This is a genomic window from Embleya sp. NBC_00896 (assembly GCF_045207785.1).
Taxonomy (GTDB): domain Bacteria; phylum Actinomycetota; class Actinomycetes; order Streptomycetales; family Streptomycetaceae; genus Embleya.
Map to the genome: position 1 here is coordinate 4,079,223 of NZ_CP108776.1, position 12,535 is coordinate 4,091,757.

Annotated in this window: 12 protein-coding genes and 1 pseudogene; 10 read left to right on the forward strand and 3 right to left on the reverse strand. The window is 73.5% G+C overall.

Features of this window, described 5'->3' with window-relative positions; genetic code table 11:
* Positions 1 to 15: 15 nt before the first annotated feature.
* Positions 16 to 996 carry an ATP-binding protein gene (locus OG928_RS18635; RefSeq protein ID WP_406285093.1) on the reverse strand — a complete coding sequence of 327 codons (981 nt, stop codon included), beginning with the start codon at positions 994 to 996 and terminating at the stop codon, positions 16 to 18.
* Between the two features lie 173 nt (positions 997 to 1,169).
* Between OG928_RS18635 and OG928_RS18640 the strand changes: the two genes are divergently transcribed.
* Complete coding sequence (locus OG928_RS18640; protein ID WP_406285095.1) at positions 1,170 to 1,976, forward strand: Fic family protein; 807 nt, start codon at positions 1,170 to 1,172, stop codon at positions 1,974 to 1,976.
* 390 nt (positions 1,977 to 2,366) lie between these two features.
* Here the strand turns inward: OG928_RS18640 and OG928_RS18645 are convergent, their stop codons facing one another.
* Positions 2,367 to 3,173 (reverse strand): HAD family hydrolase, encoded by an 807-nt coding sequence (locus OG928_RS18645; protein WP_406285099.1) that lies wholly within the window; start codon positions 3,171 to 3,173, stop codon positions 2,367 to 2,369.
* Positions 3,174 to 3,925: 752 nt separating this feature from the next.
* Here OG928_RS18645 and ssd point away from each other — a divergent pair.
* The 7 genes and pseudogenes from ssd to OG928_RS18680 form a co-directional block, all read left to right on the forward strand.
* Positions 3,926 to 5,020, forward strand: coding sequence for a septum site-determining protein Ssd (ssd, locus tag OG928_RS18650; protein WP_406285102.1), 1,095 nt, complete (start codon positions 3,926 to 3,928; stop codon positions 5,018 to 5,020).
* Positions 5,017 to 6,369: a TadA family conjugal transfer-associated ATPase gene (locus OG928_RS18655; RefSeq protein WP_406285105.1), complete on the forward strand. Its 1,353-nt coding sequence runs from the start codon at positions 5,017 to 5,019 to the stop codon at positions 6,367 to 6,369. Before ssd ends, OG928_RS18655 begins: the two co-directional genes overlap by 4 nt.
* The gene (locus OG928_RS18660) at positions 6,366 to 7,214 is read left to right on the forward strand and encodes a type II secretion system F family protein (RefSeq protein ID WP_406285107.1); all 849 of its coding nucleotides are present in this window, start codon (positions 6,366 to 6,368) and stop codon (positions 7,212 to 7,214) included. The genes OG928_RS18655 and OG928_RS18660 overlap by 4 nt, the downstream gene beginning before the upstream one ends.
* 184 nt (positions 7,215 to 7,398) lie before the next feature.
* Positions 7,399 to 7,923, forward strand: a complete 525-nt coding sequence (locus OG928_RS18665) for a type II secretion system F family protein (RefSeq protein WP_406285110.1) — start codon at positions 7,399 to 7,401, stop codon at positions 7,921 to 7,923.
* 34 nt (positions 7,924 to 7,957) lie between these two features.
* Complete coding sequence (locus tag OG928_RS18670; RefSeq protein ID WP_406285112.1) at positions 7,958 to 8,161, forward strand: DUF4244 domain-containing protein; 204 nt, start codon at positions 7,958 to 7,960, stop codon at positions 8,159 to 8,161.
* A gap of 79 nt (positions 8,162 to 8,240) precedes the next feature.
* Positions 8,241 to 8,576, forward strand: coding sequence for a TadE family type IV pilus minor pilin (locus tag OG928_RS18675; protein WP_406285115.1), 336 nt, complete (start codon positions 8,241 to 8,243; stop codon positions 8,574 to 8,576).
* 71 nt (positions 8,577 to 8,647) lie between these two features.
* Positions 8,648 to 8,845: pseudogene (locus OG928_RS18680) on the forward strand (Rv3654c family TadE-like protein); the annotation flags it as partial.
* Here the strand turns inward: OG928_RS18680 and OG928_RS18685 are convergent.
* Positions 8,821 to 11,244, reverse strand: a complete 2,424-nt coding sequence (locus tag OG928_RS18685; RefSeq protein ID WP_406285117.1) for a DEAD/DEAH box helicase — start codon at positions 11,242 to 11,244, stop codon at positions 8,821 to 8,823. The pseudogene OG928_RS18680 and the gene OG928_RS18685 overlap by 25 nt on opposite strands.
* Positions 11,245 to 11,371: 127 nt before the next feature.
* Here OG928_RS18685 and OG928_RS18690 point away from each other — a divergent pair, with 127 nt between their 5' ends.
* Together OG928_RS18690 and OG928_RS18695 are read left to right on the forward strand one after the other, a co-directional pair.
* Complete coding sequence (locus OG928_RS18690; protein ID WP_020549531.1) at positions 11,372 to 11,713, forward strand: STAS domain-containing protein; 342 nt, start codon at positions 11,372 to 11,374, stop codon at positions 11,711 to 11,713.
* A gap of 73 nt (positions 11,714 to 11,786) precedes the next feature.
* Positions 11,787 to 12,254 carry an ATP-binding protein gene (locus OG928_RS18695; RefSeq protein WP_406285120.1) on the forward strand — a complete coding sequence of 156 codons (468 nt, stop codon included), beginning with the start codon at positions 11,787 to 11,789 and terminating at the stop codon, positions 12,252 to 12,254.
* Positions 12,255 to 12,535: the final 281 nt, after the last annotated feature.

A 12,535-nucleotide genomic window follows, 5' to 3' on the forward strand; every position in this document is an offset into this window, starting at 1 on the left:
TGTGCGGGCCGCGGTTCAGGCCGCGGCGGAGATCGCGTGCGGGCCGAGCACGAAGGCCGAGTCGACCTGCTCGGTGAGGTCGACGCCGATCTTGGCGTTGGCCCAGCCGTGCGCGTTCTTGAGGTGGAACTCGACCATCTGGGCTGTGTATCGCTCCCAGTCGCGGTGCTCGTACGTCGCGTCGGCGGCGCGCACGAGCTCTTCGAGCGCCGCCCGGTTGGCCGGCTCCAGGGTCTCGAAACCGGGGGAGCGGCCCTTCTCGCAGGCGCGCACGAAGTCGGACTGCACGGTCCACGTCAGCAGGTCGGCGCCGACGTGCTCGCGCAGGAACTCGATGTCGTCGCCCCCCTGCACCTTGTTGCCGACGACGGCGAGCGAGACGCCCCAGTCGCGTGCGTAGTCGCGGTATTGCCGGTAGACGCCGACGCCCTTGCGGGTCGGCTCGGCGACCAGGAAGGTCATGTCGAAGCGGGTGAAGAGCCCGGACGCGAACGAGTCGGAGCCCGCGGTCATGTCCACGACCAGGTATTCGCCGGCGCCGTCGACGAGGTGGTTCAGGTACATCTCCACCGCGCCGACCTTCGAGTGGTAGCACGCGACTCCCAGGTCGGACTCCTCGAACGGCCCCGTCGCCATCAGCCTCAGGCCGGGCAGGCCGGGCACCTCGCGCGCGCACGCCGCGTGGATCGGGTTCTCGTCGGTGAGCCCGATCAGGCGCGAACCACGCCCGGGCGGTGTGGTCTTGACCATCTCGGCCGCCGACCCGATCCGCGGGTTGTCGCCGCGCAGCCAGTCCTTGATCGCGGGCAGCTGCGCGCCCATCGCCGGCAGCGCCGCGGCCGCCCGGTCGTCGAGGCCGAGGGCGGTGCCGAGGTGCTGGTTGATGTCCGCGTCCACGGCGACGACGGGGCGGCCGGTCTGCGCGAGGTGCCGGATGAACAGGGAGGACAGGGTGGTCTTGCCGCTGCCGCCCTTGCCGACGAAGGCGATCTTCACGTGCGGGGCCCTTCGATAGCGGGTTTGACAATCGTTTTCGAATAGGATCATCCGTCGCTCACCGTGTCCACGTCAAGTCGGACAGTAATCACGGGGTGGGCCTCGAACCGGTGCGGCCGGTCGGGCCGGGGCGGTGTCGCGCATCGTTTCCCGCGCGGCGTAGGGTCGCCCGCGTGAGCACCGCAACCGATCCCCTCGCCGCCCTCGCGGCCCTGCCCGGCGTGCCGGAGTCCGTCGAGGACACCCGCAAGGCCGTCGACCGGCTGCTCGGCCACCGCACGATGCGCCGTCGCAGCATGGACATCAGCGCCGAGTCCGCGCTGCGCGGAGCGCGCGCGAGCGCCGCCCTCGAAGGCGCCGACTGGTCGCTGGAGGAGATCCGCCGCCGCACCGACTACTCGTCCTCGATCGAGGACGGCGGCGCGGTGGTCGCGGGCGCCCTGCGGCTGTCCGCCGAGATCGGCTCGCTGCTCGGCACCTGGGGGCACAGCCCGTTGCAGGTGCTCGCGCGCCTGCACGTGGTCGCCGCCGCCGACGCGGTGCCCGCGGAGGCGCTCGGTCGGCCGCGCCGGGACGGCGAGCTGCCCGGACCGCTGCCGTCGGCCGAGGAGGTCGCGGCCCGGCTCGACGGCCTGTCCCGACTGCTGCTGGCGCCCTCCGCGGCGCCCGCGATCGTGGTCGCGGCCGTCACGCACGCGGAGATTCTCAGCCTGCGGCCGTTCGTCTGGGGCAACGGCCTGATCGCGCGGGCCGCGCAGCGCATCGTGCTCGTCACCCGCGGCCTGGACCCCAAGGGCGCCGCCGTGCCGGAGGTCGGGCACCTGGAGTTGGGCCGCGAGGCGTACGACGAGGCGCTGCGCGGGTACGAGAGCGGCACGTCGGAGGGCGTGGCGACGTGGATCCGACACTGCGCGGAGGCGATGACGCTGGGCGCTCGCGAGAGCGTCGCGGTCTGCGAAGCGGTGATGCGCGGAATCTGACCGGACACATGACCCAGGTCGGTTCCGGGCCCGGACACACGAGACGGCGACGCCCCTGAGGGCGCCGCCGTTTTGTCACTCCCACCGGGGTACCAAGCGTGTACCTGTATGACGTATCGGCCCGAGGATGCGCATCCACGGGGGGACGAACATCCTGGTCATCCGATGCGTTCGGCCCCTACGAGGGTCGGTCGCACGTGGGTTCCCGGCAGTCGTGCTCGGTCCGCGCGAACCGTCCGCGTGAGCGGGGGCCGTACGGGCCGTTGGTCCCTTTTCTAGTGGCTTGCCGGGAGGAGGGGAACCCCTGGCCCAAGATCTTTACCTTTGGCCTTTGTCGGTTTTGCTCCGGGACGGGGTGCTCCGGGGCGGGGTCCTGTTCGAGGTTCGGCCTCAGCGGCGCTTCCTGGCGAGGTACCAGACGAAGCCCGCCGCGGTGACGCCCGCGCCGATCGCGGTGGCGGCGAGGACGGGGCGCGACGGCACCGAGAGCGTGGGTACACGCTGGCGCAACGCGACGGGGCGGCTGAAGACCAGCACGGGCCAGCCGCGACCGGTCGCCTCCCGGCGCAGGCCGCGGTCGGGGTTGACCGCGTACGGGTGGCCGACCTCCAAAAGCATGGGCAGGTCGGTGATCGAGTCGCTGTACGCGTAGCAGGACGTGAGGTCGTAGCCCTCGGTACGGGCCAGTTCCTTGACCGCGGCGGCCTTGTTGGGCCCATACGCGTAGAAGTCGATCTCGCCGGAGTAGCGGCCGTCCTCGACCACCATGCGGGTGGCCACGACCCGGTCCGCGCCGAGCATGTCCCCGATCGGCTCGACCACTTCGGCCCCCGAGGAGCTGACGATCACCACGTCGCGGCCCGCGGCGTGGTGCTCCTCGATGAGCGACGCGGCCTCGTCGTAGATGATCGGGTCGATCATGTCGTGCAGGGTCTCGGCGACGATCTCGCGCACCTGCTGGACGTCCCAGCCGCGGCACAGCGCCGAGAGGTATTCGCGCATGCGCTCCATCTGATCGTGATCCGCGCCGCCGACGAGGAACACGAACTGCGCGTAGGCACTCTTGAGGACGGAGCGGCGATTGATGAGACCGCCGTGGTAGAAGGATCTGCTGAACGCCAGCGCACTGGACCTGGCGATGATGGTCTTGTCGAGGTCGAAGAAGGCTGCTGTCCGCTTCGGCGCCTGGGTTTCCACAGTTCACGAGGATAAGGGCAGCCATTCGGCGTAAACTCCACGCCGTGGGTTTGCTAGAGAACCCTCTCGGGTACATCCTGGAAGTCACGGATCGTTCGCGACCGTGCTAACCCGGTCCGACTCCTCCCCCCCCCCGAGTCGGCCGCGGAGACGACCCCCGCTCTCCCCCCCGGCGGGGGTCGTCGCTTGTCCGGGGGGCTTTTTTGCGCCCATACGAGTGCGCACGTCGTCCTTTGTCCGACTAACGGGCGGGACGTTCGTTTCCCGCCATCTTCCCGCGCACGGCCGGTTTCGGTCGCCCGTCGGTCGATCTGCGGGCCGCCGCGCATTGATTCCGGAAATCTACGCGGGTCGGCTGTTCGGCGCCGTCGTCGCGTTTTCCCGGAGGGCCGCCGGGGATTCCCGCGGACCGTGCGGTTTTTCGTGTCCGCGGCGCTTCCTCGATGTTCCCGGATGTTGTCGGATGTTCCCCGGTGTTCCCGGTCGTTCCCTGCTGTTCTCGGCGTTCCTTGGTGTTCCTTGCTGTTCCGGACGGTTTTCCGCCGGTTTTCCGTCGTTCTACGCGCGCCCGGGTTCGGATCGGGCCGAAAACGGGCCGGCCGTCACTCCCAGGAGTGAATCCGCAATCCACAACCGCGAACTTGTCCACAGGCACGAACCACCCGCTCGGCCGAGCGCGCACCGGCGGCGACGGTGGGGTCAGTTCCCGGGAGGACCGGTTCGGACGGACCTCCCCGACCCCTGGAGGTTCCGTGGCAGCGCTCTCCCCGCCTCGGCCGGCCCGCCCGCTCCTGGTGACCGGTGATCCGGCCCTGCTCGACGAACTCCTGCGCCTGTGCGCCGTGGCCGGGATCGAGCCGGAGGTACAGCCCGACGCGGGCGCCGCGCGGGGCGCGTGGCCGGGGGCGCCGCTCGTGATCGTCGGCGACGACGTGACGCGTGACTCGGCCCGGTGCGGGATACCGCGTCGGGAGGACGTGATCCTGATCGGCGACGACCTGGACGACGGCGACGTGTGGCGCCGGGCCGTCGAAGTCGGCGCGGATCACGTGGTGTTCCTGCCGGACGCGGAGGCGTGGATCGTCGACCGGCTCGGCGACGTCGCGGAGGGCACCGGGCCGGACGCGCACACCATCGCGGTGATCGGCGGGTGCGGCGGGAGCGGTGCGAGCACGCTGGCGTGCGCGCTCGCGGTGACGGCGGTGCGCACGGGCCTGGTCACCGCGCTCGTGGACGGCGACCCGCTGGGCGGCGGGCTGGACGTGCTGCTCGGCGGCGAGGACGAGAGCGGCCTGCGCTGGCCGGACCTGGCCGGCGCGCGCGGGCGGATCGACGGCGGCGCGCTGTCGGAGGCGCTCCCGCACCTGCACGGGCTGACCGTGCTGTCGTGGGATCGCGAGCGGCCGCCGGGGATTCCGCCGGACACGATGCGCTCGGTCGTGCGGGCGGTGCGCAGACGGCACGACTTCGCGGTGCTCGACGTGCCGCGCCACACCGATCCGGTCGGCGACGAGGCGCTGCGGCAGTGCGACACCGGGTTGCTCGTGGTGCCCGCGGAGGTGCGCGCGCTCGCCGCGGCGGCACAGGCGCTGGAGCGCGTTCGGCCGGCGCTGCGCGATGTGCGCGCGGTGGTGCGGCAGCCGAGTCCGTCCGGGCTGAGCTCGGCGGCGGTCGCGCGCGGCCTGGGGGTGCCGCTCGCGGGCGAGTTGCGTCCGGAGGCCGGGCTGTCGGCGGCCGCCGAGCGCGGCGATCCGCCGGGACTGCGCACGCGTGGTCCGTTGGCCCGGTTCTGCCGCGACTACATCGCGGGCAACCCGGCCGGCCTGGTCCGCGGGGAGGCCGCATGAGCGCGCACGAGGTGCCGCCGATGCCGCCGTTCCCGCCGCCGACCCCGCTGCCGCGGGAGGCGCCGGCGCGAGCCCCGCAGCCGCCGCCGTGGCCCGTGCCGGGGCCGGCGGACGGGGGCACCGGGGTCTTCTCCGCGCCGCAGCCGCGACCGGCGCCCGTCCTCGCGCCGACCGCGCCGGTGCCGGTGCCGCCGGATCCGGACCTGGTCGAGGCGGTGCGGTCGCGGTTGGCCGCCGGCGGGCACGAGCCGACCCCCGCCGCGGTGGCCGCGGCGCTTCGGGCGCAGGGACGGGTGCTCGGCGAGGCGGCGCTGCCGGATCTGGTCCGGGCGTTGCGGTCGGAGATCGCCGGGGCCGGGCCGCTGGACGCGTTGTTGCGCGATCCCGACGTCACCGACGTGCTGGTGAACGCGCCCGACGAGGTGTGGATCGACCGGGGCGCGGGGCCGCAGCGCACGGCGGTGACGTTCGCCGACGACGCCGCGGTGCGCCGGCTCGCGCAGCGGCTCGCGAGTGGTGCCGGGCGGCGGCTGGACGACGCCTCGCCGTACGTGGACGCGACGTTGCCGGACGGGATCCGGCTGCACGCGGTGTTGCGCCCGGTGGCGGTGCGCGGGACGTGTCTGTCGCTGCGGGTGCCGCGGCGGACCTCGATGGGGCTGGCCGAACTGGTGCGGGCCGGGTCGCTGTCGCCGGCCGCGGCCGAACTGCTGCGCTCGGTGGTCTCGGCGCGGGCCGCGTTCCTCGTCTCGGGCGGGACGGGTTCGGGCAAGACGACGTTGCTCGGCGCGCTGCTCGGGTGTGCGCATCCGGCCGAACGGCTGCTGCTGGCCGAGGACTCGGCCGAGCTGACGCCGCGGCACCCGCACGTCGTGCGGCTGGAGTCGCGACCGGCCAACGTCGAGGGTGCGGGCGCGGTCACGCTGCGGGACCTGGTCCGCCAGGCGCTGCGGATGCGGCCGGACCGGCTGGTGGTGGGGGAGGTGCGCGGCGCCGAGGTCGTGGAACTGCTCGCGGCGCTCAACACGGGACACGAGGGCGGCTGCGGGACGGTGCACGCGAACTCCGCGGGCGACGTGCCGGCCCGTCTGGAGGCGTTGGGGGCGCTCGCGGGGTTGGGGCGGGGTGCGCTGCACAGCCAGCTGGCCGCCGCGCTCGACCTGGTCGTGCACATGGTGCGCGAGCGGGACGGGCTGCGCCGGGTCGCCGAGATCCATGTGCTCGAACGCGATCAGGCGGGCTGGGTGCGCCCGGTGTCGGCGGTGGCGTTCGAACGCGGGGGGATCATGCGGCCCGGGCCCGGGCACCATCGGTTGGTCGCGCTGCTCGCGGGGTGGTGGCGCGGGTGAGGGTGGCGGCGGCGGGGCCGCTCGTGGCGGTGGTCGCGGTGGGGGTGTGGCTGTCGGTGGCGCGGGTCGGGCAGGCCCGGGCGCGCAGGGTGCTCGGTGCGCGCGGTGTGGCGCGGGTGGGGTGGGTGCCGCGGGGCGCGCTCGCGCGGCGCCATCGGGTGCCGCTCGCGGTGCTCGGGGGCGGGAGTGTCGCGAGCCTCGTGCTGGGTTCGCCGGTGCCGGTGGTGTTGGCCCTGCCCGGGGCGTGGGTGCTGCGTCGGCGGCGGGAGCGGGCCGTCGCCGAAGGGGTCGCCGGCGCGGTGCGGTGCGGGGTCGTGGGGCTGTGCGCGGCGCTCGCGGGGGAGCTGCGGGCCGGGCGGGCGCCGGAGGAGGCGTTGGCCGCGGCGGCGCGGGCGGTGGGCGGGCCGGTCCAGGCGGTGATCGGCGAGGCGGTCGGATCGGCCCGGGTGGGCGGCGACGTGCCGGACGCGCTGGAGCGGGCGGCGGGCCGGCCGGGGGCGGCCGGGTTGCGCCGGATCGCGGCCTGCTGGCGGATCGCGACCGGCCGGGGTGGCGGGTTCGCGCCCGCGCTCGAACGGATCGCGGCGACGCTGCGCGCGGAGGAGGACGCCCGCGAGGAGGTGGCGGCCGAGCTCGCGGGTGCGCGCTCGACCGCGCACGTGTTGGCCGGGCTGCCGGTCTTCGGGCTGTTCCTGGGCAGTGGTCTGGGGGCTCGGCCCGTCGATGTCCTGCTGCGCACGCCGGCCGGGATCGGGTGCCTGTGCGGGGGCCTGGCCCTGGTGCTGGTCGGCTTGGAGTGGACGGATCGGCTGGTGGCCCGGGCCGTGCCGACGGTTCCGGCGTGAGCGGCCTCGCGGCGGTGATCGCGGTGGTCGCCGCGGCCGGGGGCGCGGCCGGCACCGTGCGCGGGAGTGGGCGCGGCGGCGTCGGGTGGTCGGCCGGGGCGGGATCCCGCGCTCGGGCGGCGGCTCGCGGCGGTGCTCGGCGGGGCGGCCGTGTTCGCGGTGTTCGGCGGCTGGATGGGTGGGGGTGCCGGGGTCGCGACGGCGGTGCTGCTCGATCGGCGGCTCGCCCGGTTGGAGGCGCGGTCGGTGCGGGCGCTGCGGGATCGGTTGCGGGCCGATCTGCCGCCCGGCCGCGGACCTGTTCGCGGCCTGCCTGCTCGCCGGGAGTTCGCCGGTCGAGGCCGCCGAGGCCGTGGCGCACGCGGTCGGTGGGCCGCTCGCGGCGCGGCTGCGGCCGATCGTGGCGTCGTTGCGGCTCGGCGGTGATCCGAGCCGGTGCTGGCTCGGGCTGGCCGACGATCCCGTGCTCGCGCCGCTGGGCCGCACGCTGGCCCGGGCCGCGACGGGCGGTGCGCCGGCGGCGGGGGCGGTGGCTCGGATGGCCGACGAACAACGGGCCGAACGGCGCCGCGCCGCGACCTCGGCCGCCCGCCGGGTGGGGGTGCGCGCGACCGTGCCACTGGGCCTGTGCTTTCTGCCGGCCTTCCTGCTCGTCGGTGTCGTTCCGATCGTGATCGGCCTGACCACGACGCTCCTGCGGCCGTTTTGATTCATCCGGATATGTATCGATGAGGGGGAGTCTCATGCGAATTCTTGTTCCGACCGTGCGTCGGCTGCGGCTGCGGGTGCGGCTGGGTGACGACAGTGGCATGACCACGGCCGAGTACGCCGTGGGCACCGTGGCCGCGGTGGCCTTCGGGGCGGTGCTGTTCAAGATCGTGACCAGTCCCGGCGTCGCGGCGTCGCTCACGGGCGTGATCACCAAGGCGCTCGATGTCTCGTTCTGAGTCTCGTTCCGAGTCTCGTTCCGAGTCTCGTTCCGGGTTTCGTTCCGTGCCTTGTTCCGAGTCTCGTTCGAACGGCTTCGTGACCGCGGAGACCGCCGTCGTGCTGCCGGTCCTGGTCCTGCTGACCGCCGTGCTGATTCTCGGCATCGGTGCCGCCGCGGCGCAGATCCGGTGTGTGGACGCGGCGCAGGCGGGGGCGCGGGCGCTGGCCCGCGGGGAGCCGGTGGCGGTCGCCCGGGCCCGGGCGCTGGCCGCGGGACCTGTGGGCGCGCGGATCGACGTGGTCACCCGCGACGGGCTGATCCGGTTCCGGGTGGCCGCCGAGGTCGCTCCGCCGGGGGCGTTGTGGGCCGGTGTCGGGTTCCACGTGGAACATTCGGCGGTCGCGGCCGCCGAGGACGAGGTGCCGCCGTGATCGGGCGCGGCCGTGCCGACGAGGGCTCGGCGACTATCTGGGTGGTCGGGCTCGCGCTCGTGCCGGTGTGCGTGAGCGCGTTCGTGTTCGCGTTCGCCGGTGCGGTCGCGGCCCGGCACCGCGCGGGCGCCGCCGCCGACCTGGCCGCGCTCGCGGCGGCGGGCCGGGCCGCGTCCGGGGCCGAGGACGCGTGCGCGCTGGCCCGCCGGGTCGCCGAGGCCCAGCGGACCAGGGTGACCCGCTGTCAGGTCGCCGGCGGGTTCGCCGTGGTCGAGGCGGAGGCATCCTCAGCCGCGGGGTCGGCCCGGGTCTCGGCCCGCGCGGGGCCGGTCGAGGAGACGGATGCGAGCAGCACGCCGAGCAGCGCGACCGCGCCCGCCTTGTCGAGCGGCTGGTTGCCGTTGCCGCACTTGGGCGACTGCACGCAGCTCGGGCAGCCGTGCTCGCACTCGCACGACGCGATCGCCGCGCGGGTGGCGGTCAGCCACGCGGCCGCCGTCACGTACGCGCGCTCGGCGAACCCGGCACCGCCCGGGTGGCCGTCGTAGACGAACACCGTCGGCAGCCGGGTGTCCGGGTGCAGCGCGGTGGACACCCCGCCGATGTCCCAGCGGTCGCAGGTGGCGAACAACGGCAGCAGGCCGATCGAGGCGTGCTCGGCCGCGTGCGCGGCGCCCGGCAGATCGGTGGCCTCGATGCCGGCCGCGGCGACCTGTTCGGGCGTGACCGTCCACCACACGGCCCGCGTGCGCAGGCTGCGCTGCGGCAGATCGAGCTTGTGCTCGCCGAGCACCTCGCCGGTGGCGATCCGCTTGCGTTGGAAGGAGACGACCCGGCTGGTGACCTCGACCGACCCGAAGTGCAGCCGCGCGGCGCCCCATTCCTGGGTACGCACGCTCTCCAGGACCCGGATCTCGGTGACCTCGCGCGCGCTGGTGGTCCAGTCCGGATTCGCCGCCCGTACCAGCGCGACGCCCTCGCCGAGGTCGAGTTCGCGGACCACGAAGGTGTCGCCCTGATGCAGGTGCACCGCGCCCGGGTGCACCGCGGCGTGCGCCGCCGGGGCGTCGACCGTGCCGAGCAGCCGGCCGGTGTCCTGCTCGACCACGCGCACCGCCGGCCCGCCCGCGCCGCGGATGTCGGTGAGGTCGGTGGCCCGTTCCCGACTGGTCCAATACCAGCCGGAGGTCCGCCGACGCAGCAGCCCGCGCCGCTCCAGGCCCGGCAGCAGCTCGGCCGCGACCGGCCCGAAGAGCTCCAGGTCCTCCTCCGTGAGGGCGAACTCGGCCGCCGCCGCGCACAGGTGCGGGGCCAGCACGTACGGGTTGTCCGGATCGAGCACGGTCGCCTCGACCGGCCGGTCGAACAGCGCCTCGGGGTGGTGCACGAGGAAGGTGTCCAGCGGGTCGTCGCGCGCGATCAGGATCGCCAGCGCCTCCTGCCCGGCCCGGCCCGCGCGCCCGGCCTGCTGCCACAGCGACGCCCGTGTGCCGGGGTAGCCCGCGATCAGCACCGCGTCCAGGCCGGAGATGTCCACGCCCAGCTCGAGCGCGGTGGTCGCGGCCACCCCGAGCAGGGTGCCGTCGTGCAGTGCGCGCTCGATCGCCCGGCGCTCCTGGGGCAGGTAGCCCGCGCGGTAGGTCGCCACCCGGTCGGCCAGCTTCTCGTCGACCCGCGCGAGGTGGTCGCGCGCGATCACCCGGACCACCTCGGCGCCGCGCCGCGAGCGGACGAAGGCGACCGTCCGGACGCCGTCCAGGACCAGGTCCGTCAGCAACTCGGCGGTCTCGGCGGTCGCGGTACGCCGTACGGGTGCACCGTGTTCACCCTCGTGGCCGGTCAGCGGCGGCTCCCACAGTGCGAACACCAGTTCGCCGTGCGGCGAGCCGTCCTCGGTCACCTCGACCACGGTGTCGCCGATCAGCCGCTCGGCGGCGGCGGCCGGATCGGACACCGTGGCCGACGCGAGGATGAACACCGGATCCGATCCGTACCTGCGACACACCCGACGCAGTCGCCGGATCAACTGGGCCACGTGCGAGCCGAACACCCCGCGATACGTGTGGCATTCGTCGATCACGACATAGCGCAGCGAGCGCAGGAACGGCCCCCACGAACGGTGTCCGGGCAGCAACGCACGGTGCAACATGTCCGGATTCGTCAGGACGTACGACGCGTGCGCGCGGATCCACCGACGCGCTTCGACCGGGGTGTCACCGTCGTACGTGGCGGTCCGTACACACCCCAATGCGGGGCTCGCCGCCCGCAATTCCTCGATGGCGCGCGCCTGATCCGCGGCCAGCGCTTTCGTCGGGGAGAGGTAGAGTGCGGTCGCACCGCGCCCACTGGGCGCGTCCGCGCCCTCGACCAGGGTCGTGAGAACCGGCAACAGATAGGCGAGGGACTTGCCCGAGGCTGTGCCGGTGGCGATCACGACCGAGCGGCCCTGTGCGGCAGCAGAGGCGGCGCGGGCCTGATGCTCCCACGGCAGTTCGATACCCGCCGCGCGAAACGCGTCGCCGACTTCCGGCCGAACCCAATCGGGCCAGGCCGCGGTAACCCCTTCGCGAGCGGGTATGCGCCGGACGTGCGTCACTCGATCGGGTCGATCCCGACCCGCCATAAGGCGGCCGAGAAGACCTTCCGGGGGGCGTGTACTGGGCTGCATCGGGCACCAGTGTTACATCCAATGTCGCGGGATTCATCGTCCCCTAGTGCCCATAAGTGGTTGAATGCCTTGGCGGCTGCCGATCCATGGGGGGGCGACCGCTCAAGAGCAAGGTGCTGGAGGATCCGTGGACTTGTCCCTGTCGACCCGAACCGAGGGCGGTCGTACGATCGTCGAGGTGGGCGGCGAGATCGATGTATACACCGCACCCAAGCTGCGCGAGCAACTGGTGGAACTCGTCAACGAAGGCCAGTTCCACCTGATCGTCGACATGGAAGCAGTCGACTTCCTGGACTCGACCGGGCTCGGCGTGCTGGTGGGTGGCCTGAAGCGAGTGCGTGCCCATGAGGGCTCGCTGCAGCTGGTGTGCACTCAGGAGCGCATCCTGAAGATCTTCCGCATCACCGGCCTGACCAAGGTCTTCCCGATTCATCCGTCGGTGGCCGTGGCCATCGCCTCGTCCGACTGACCGACGTGCGTCCTGACCGGACGCACACCGCACCCGCGCCACCCGGGCGGGTGCACGCACGGCTGGGGGAACCATGGCCATCGTCGAGCTGCGCTTCAGCGCGCTGCCCGAACACGTCCGCACGGCGCGGCTCGTCGCCGCCGCCGTCGCGCGGCGCGCGGGGGTTGCTGAGACGGTGCTCGACGAGGTGCGCCTCGCCGTCGGCGAGGCGTGTTCCCGCGCCGTCGGGATGCACCTGGACCGGGCGGACGACGACCGCCCGGTCACGGTCACCCTGGACGACGGCAACGGCCGCTTCTGCATCGAGGTCAACGACGGCGTTCCACAGCCGGCGTTGACCGAGGCGGGCCTCGCGGAGGGCGCCGGGCTGGTGCCCGACCTGTCCTCGAACGGCGCCGGTCTCGATGTCATCGAGAACGAGATGGGCCTCGCCGTGATCCTCGGCCTGGTCGACGACCTCGACGTACGGGCCGGCTCCGAGGGCGGCGTGATCCGCATGTCGTGGCCCTCCGGCGCCAAGTCCGCCGAGACCGTCGGCTAGCCGGGACCCGCCACCCGCCCGGCCGCGATCGCGCGGCCGTCATCCGTCGCACCGCCATCGCCCCCGGCCGCCCGGGGGCGATTTCGGCGTTCCCGTGTATCCCGATTTCCGGGTCGTAAAACCTGCTTCCGGACCCGTGTGTCATTTTTGGGAATCGCGCCCGGATTTCGTCGGTAATTTGATCTGATCATGGCGATTCCCATGGTCTGATCTTGATCATTTGCATACACTCCTTTCGCATTGAGAAGTCCCGATCTGAAAGTGCTCCTAGCCAAGGAGGA